Source organism: Streptomyces anatolicus, from assembly GCF_019400875.1.
Taxonomy (GTDB): domain Bacteria; phylum Actinomycetota; class Actinomycetes; order Streptomycetales; family Streptomycetaceae; genus Streptomyces; species Streptomyces anatolicus.
In genome coordinates this window covers 1-4,712 of the sequence record NZ_WMBF01000486.1, presented here as the reverse complement: position 1 = coordinate 4,712, position 4,712 = coordinate 1, and the positions used below count along the sequence as shown (strand labels likewise).

At 72.9% G+C, this 4,712-nt stretch carries 3 protein-coding genes; 2 read left to right on the top strand and 1 reads right to left on the bottom strand.

The window, feature by feature from the left end:
• Position 1: 1 nt before the first annotated feature.
• Positions 2 to 598 carry a TetR/AcrR family transcriptional regulator gene (locus GKQ77_RS27990; protein WP_219691711.1) on the bottom strand — a complete coding sequence of 199 codons (597 nt, stop codon included), beginning with the start codon at positions 596 to 598 and terminating at the stop codon, positions 2 to 4.
• Between the two features lie 227 nt (positions 599 to 825).
• On the opposite strand from GKQ77_RS27990, the gene GKQ77_RS27985 reads away from it, so the two are divergent.
• Positions 826 to 4,251, top strand: coding sequence for a S41 family peptidase (locus GKQ77_RS27985; RefSeq protein WP_219691710.1), 3,426 nt, complete (start codon positions 826 to 828; stop codon positions 4,249 to 4,251).
• A gap of 119 nt (positions 4,252 to 4,370) precedes the next feature.
• Positions 4,371 to 4,583: a hypothetical protein gene (locus GKQ77_RS27980; RefSeq protein WP_219691709.1), complete on the top strand. Its 213-nt coding sequence runs from the start codon at positions 4,371 to 4,373 to the stop codon at positions 4,581 to 4,583.
• The last annotated feature ends 129 nt before the right edge of the window (positions 4,584 to 4,712 follow it).

Genomic DNA, 4,712 nt, shown 5'->3' with positions numbered 1-4,712 from the left:
GTCAGACGCCGAGGGCGGGGAGGATCACGGCGTCCACGTACGAGGCGAGGAAGGCGCGGTCGACCGGGCGGTCCTCGACGAGGTCCCGGGCGACGAAGGCGCCGACCAGCATGTGGATGACGAACTCCAGCGCCGGATTGTCCGCGGCGACCTCACCGCGCTCCACCGCTCTGCGCAGCAGGTCGTTCAGGCCCGTCAGCTCCGGCTCGATGAGCAGGTTCCGCAGCGCCTGGTGGAGTTCGGGGTTGTCGTGGATGGCGTGGAACAGGCCCCGCATCAGCGCGGCGTCCCGCTCCATCTGGCAGTCGTCCGAGCGGGCCACCATCTCGTTCAGGTCGCCGCGCAGCGAGCCGGTGTCGATGTCCGCGAGGGACGCCGGCTTGTTGTGCCGCAGCGCCTTGGCGATCAGCTCCGGCTTGCTCCCCCACTGGCGGTAGAGGGTGGCCTTGCTGGAGCGGGTGCGGGCCGCCACGGCGTCCATGGTGAGGGCGTCGTAGCCGACCTCGCGGAGCAGGTCGAGCACGGCCTCGTACAGCTCGGCCTCGCGCTCGGGCGTGATCCTGCTGCGCCGCGTGGCCGCTGCCGCTTCTTCCGTCATGATCCGCGCCTCCTGTTGCCGACCGCTGCGAACGAAACGGTTTCGTACTCCACGACGGTAGGGCACCGCTTAACGAAACGAAACCGTTTCGTACGTGGCCTGCGTCACGCACGCGCACATCCGCCGCATCCGCTGTATCCGCTGTATCCGCTGTATCCGCTGTATCCGCCGTATCCCGGACACCGTCACGAGTTGCCGGGGCCCCCGGAGCGGAAAAGCATGGTGAGGTGACCGACGAGCGCGCCGATGCCCAGGCAGACCGGGCCTACCTGCGATTTCCCCACCTCAGCGGCGACCGGCTCTGTTTCGCCGCCGAGGACGACCTCTGGGTGGCCCCCCTCACCCCCGAGGGCGTTCCGGCCGACCGGGCCTGGCGGCTCACCGTCGACCGGACCAAGGTCGGCCACCCCCGCTTCTCGCCCGACGGCCGCCACATCGCGTACACGACCTGGCGCAGCCTCGACCCGGAGATCCATCTGGCGCCCGTGGCCGGCGGTCCCTCGCGCCGCCTCACCTACTGGGGCAGCGCCGACACCCGGGTCTGCGGCTGGTCCCCCGACGGCGGCGTGCTCGCCGTCTCCTCGCACGGCCAGCCCTTCTCGCACTTCTGCTGGGCCTACAGCGTGCCCGTCGACGGCTCCCCCGGCGGCAAACTGCCCTGGGGGCCGGTCGCCGACATCGCGATCACCGACACGCTCGCCGACGGCGACTGCGAGCGCAAGACGCTGCTCCTGACGGGCAAGCCGCCGCACGAACCGGCCGCCTGGAAGCGGTACCGGGGCGGGGCGACGGGCCGCCTGTGGATGCACGGCGAGCAGATCCTCGCCGACCTCGACGGGCACCTCGACTCGCCCATGTTCGTCTCCGGGCGCATCGCGTTCCTCTCCGACCACGAAGGCGTCGGCAATCTGTACTCCTGTCTGCCCGACGGCTCCGACCTGCGGCGCCACACCGACCACGACGCCTTCTACGCCCGGCACGCCGCCAGCGACGGCACGCGCGTGGTCTACCAGTGCGCGGGCGACATCTGGCTGGTGGACACCCTCGCGGCCGACTCCGAGCCGCGCCGCCTCGACGTACGGCTCGGCGGGCCGCGCGCGGGGCGGCGGGTGTACCAGGTCCCGGCCGCACAGCACCTCGACGCGCTCTCCGTGGACACGACGGGTCGGGCCAGCGCCGTCGTCGTACGCGGCAGCCTCTACTGGCTCACGCACCGGGACGGCCCGGCCCGCACCATCACCGACACCCCCGGCGTGCGGGTGCGGCTGCCCGAGATGCTCGGTACCGGCGGGCAGGTCGCGTACGTGACCGACGCCGACGGCGAGGACGCCGTCGAGATCGCCTACCTGCCGCGTGCCACCGGCGACCGGCCGCCGCGCAGGCTGGCGAGCGGCAGGCTCGGCCGCGTCCAGGAAATGGTGTCCGACCCCGACGGCGACCGCCTCGCGATCGCCTCCCACGACGGCCGCCTGCTGCTGCTCACGGTGACCGACGAGGCGGGCGCGGCGGAGCCGGTACGGCGGATCCGCGAGGTCGGGGAGGTCCGCGAGGCGGCGGAGGCCGCTGGGGCCGACGGGGGCGCTGGGCTCACGGGTGCTGAAGGGGGCGGAGGTGCCGAGCCCACGGGAGCCGACGGGGGCGGGGAGGTCACCGAGCTGATCCGTTCCGACAACGGGCCCGTCCGCGATCTGGCCTTCTCCCCCGACGGGGCCTGGCTGACCTGGTCGCACCCGGGCATCGGCCGCTCCCTGCGCCAGATCAAACTGGCCCGCATCGCGGGGCCCGGCCCCCACCCGGTCGTCGACGTAACCAACGGCCGCTTCGAGGACGAGAACCCCGTCTTCACCCGCGACGGCCGCTACCTCGCCTTCCTCTCCTGGCGCGGCTTCGACCCCGTCTACGACGTGCACACCGGCGACCTCTCCTTCCCGCTCGGCTGCCGCCCCTACCTCGTACCCCTCTCCTCCGCGACCCCCTCCCCCTTCGCCCTGCTGCCCGACGGGCGCCCGGCGGCGGGCGGCCTCGACCCGGCCGACAGCGGCGGCGACGGCACGACGACCGTGGAGACGGAGGGGCTTGAGGCGCGGGTCACGCCGTTCCCCGTCGCCGCGTCCAAGTACTCGGCCCTGCAGCCCGTCAGCGGCGGCGGCCTCGTCTGGCTGCGCTGGCCGATCTCGGGCGCGCTCGGCGAGACCTTCGCCAACCCCGCCGACACCTCGGGCCGCCCCACCCTGGAGCACTTCAACATCGCCAAGGCGAAGAAGTCGCAGCTCGTCGAGCACCTGGACTGGTTCGCGCCGAGCGGCGACGGCTCGCGGCTCGTGGTCGTCGACGAGGGCGACCTGTCCGCCGTGCCCGCCACCGAGCAGGGCGACGGCGATACGACGGTCTGGATCGACCTGCGCCGCATCCTGCACGAGGTGGACCCGGCCGCCGAGTGGCGCCAGGCGTACGAGGAGGCGGGCCGGATCATCCGCGCCTACTTCTGGGACCCGCACATGTGCGGCATCGACTGGGACGGGGTGCTCGCGCAGTACCGGCCGCTGGTCGACCGGGTCGCCTCCCCCGACGAGTTCGCGGACCTGCTGCGGGAGGTCCTCGGCGAACTGGGCACCTCCCACGCGTACGTCTCCCCGGCCCGCCGCAACGAGGGCCCGCCCCACTACCAGCGTGCGATGGGTCTGCTCGGCGCCAACCTCGTGCGCAGGGACGGCGGCTGGATGGTCAAGCGGATCCTGCCCGGCGAGTCCTCCGACTCCAAGGCGCGCTCCCCGCTGGCCGGTGCGGGCATCCGCGAGGGCGCGGTCCTCACGCACGTCGACGGCCGCCCGGTCGACCCGGTGACGGGGCCCTATCCGCTCCTCGCGGCGGCGGGCGGCACCACCGTCGAGCTGACGTTCCGCCCGGCGGAGGGCGACGGGCGGGCGAGGCGGGTCGCGATCGTCCCCCTCGTCAACGAACGCCCCCTGCGCTACCAGGACTGGGTCGCCAAACGCCGGGAGGTCGTACGGGAGTTGAGCGGCGGCAAGTGCGGCTACCTCCACATCCCCGACATGGGCGGCTCGGGCTGGGCGCAGTTCAACAGGGACCTGCGTCTCGAGGTGTCGCGGCCCGCCCTGCTCGTGGACGTGCGCGGCAACGCGGGCGGGCACATCAGCGAACTGGTGGTGGAGAAGCTCACCCGCAAGATCCTCGGCTGGGACCTCACGCGCAACGCCCAGCCGGTGTCGTACGCCTCGAACGCGCCCCGGGGTCCCGTGGTGGCCCTCGCCGACGAGGCGACGTCCTCGGACGGCGACATGATCACGGCGGCTTTCAAGCTGCTGGGGCTCGGTCCGGTCGTGGGGCAGCGCACCTGGGGCGGTGTGGTCGGCATGACGGGGCGGCACCGGCTCGGGGACGGAACGGTGATCACGGTGCCGATGAACGCGGGCTGGTTCGACGCGTACGGCTGGTCCGTGGAGAACCACGGCGTGCCTCCGGACCTGGAGGTGCAGCGGACGCCGCTGGACTGGGCGGAGGGGCGGCACGCCCAACTCGACGACGCGGTACGGGTGGCGCTCGACCTCCTTGAGCGGAACCCGGCGGTGGCCCCGCCGGGCTACTCCGACGTCCCGGACCGCCGCCGGCCTCCGCTGCCGCCGCGCTCGTGACGCCGGCCTGCGACTGCCCGCCCGTAACTCTCCGCAACTGATCGAAATGCGCGGAGTGTCCGCCCATGTAAATCTGGTCGAGGCCCCAACCCCCCTCACCCACAACGGGAGTGAATCGCATGGGCATCAAGGACCAGTTCCAGGACAAGGCCGAGAACCTCGCCAACAAGGCGAAGGACGCCGCGCGCGACAAGCAGGACCAGACGCGGGACCGCGCCTCGCAGGGCCAGGACGAGACCCGCGACCGCGACCGCGCCGCGCGGACGCCGGAGGAGGCGCAGCGGGCGGCGCAGGAGCGGCAGGACAGGTTCAACCGGGACTTCGACGCATAACGCTGCGCTGTACTTGAACGGATGAGGCCCCCTGGAACACGGGGGCCTCATCCGCGCGCCAAGCCGGGCCAAGACGCCTGCCCCCACACGCCAAGCCGGGCCAAGACGCCTGCCCCCACACGCCAAGCC

Coding starts and splice junctions, on each gene's coding strand:
- GKQ77_RS27980 (WP_219691709.1), top strand. CDS start 4,371: ATGGGCATCAAGGACCAGTTCCAGGACAAGGCCGAGAACCTCGCCAAC.
- GKQ77_RS27990 (WP_219691711.1), bottom strand. CDS start 598: ATGACGGAAGAAGCGGCAGCGGCCACGCGGCGCAGCAGGATCACGCCC.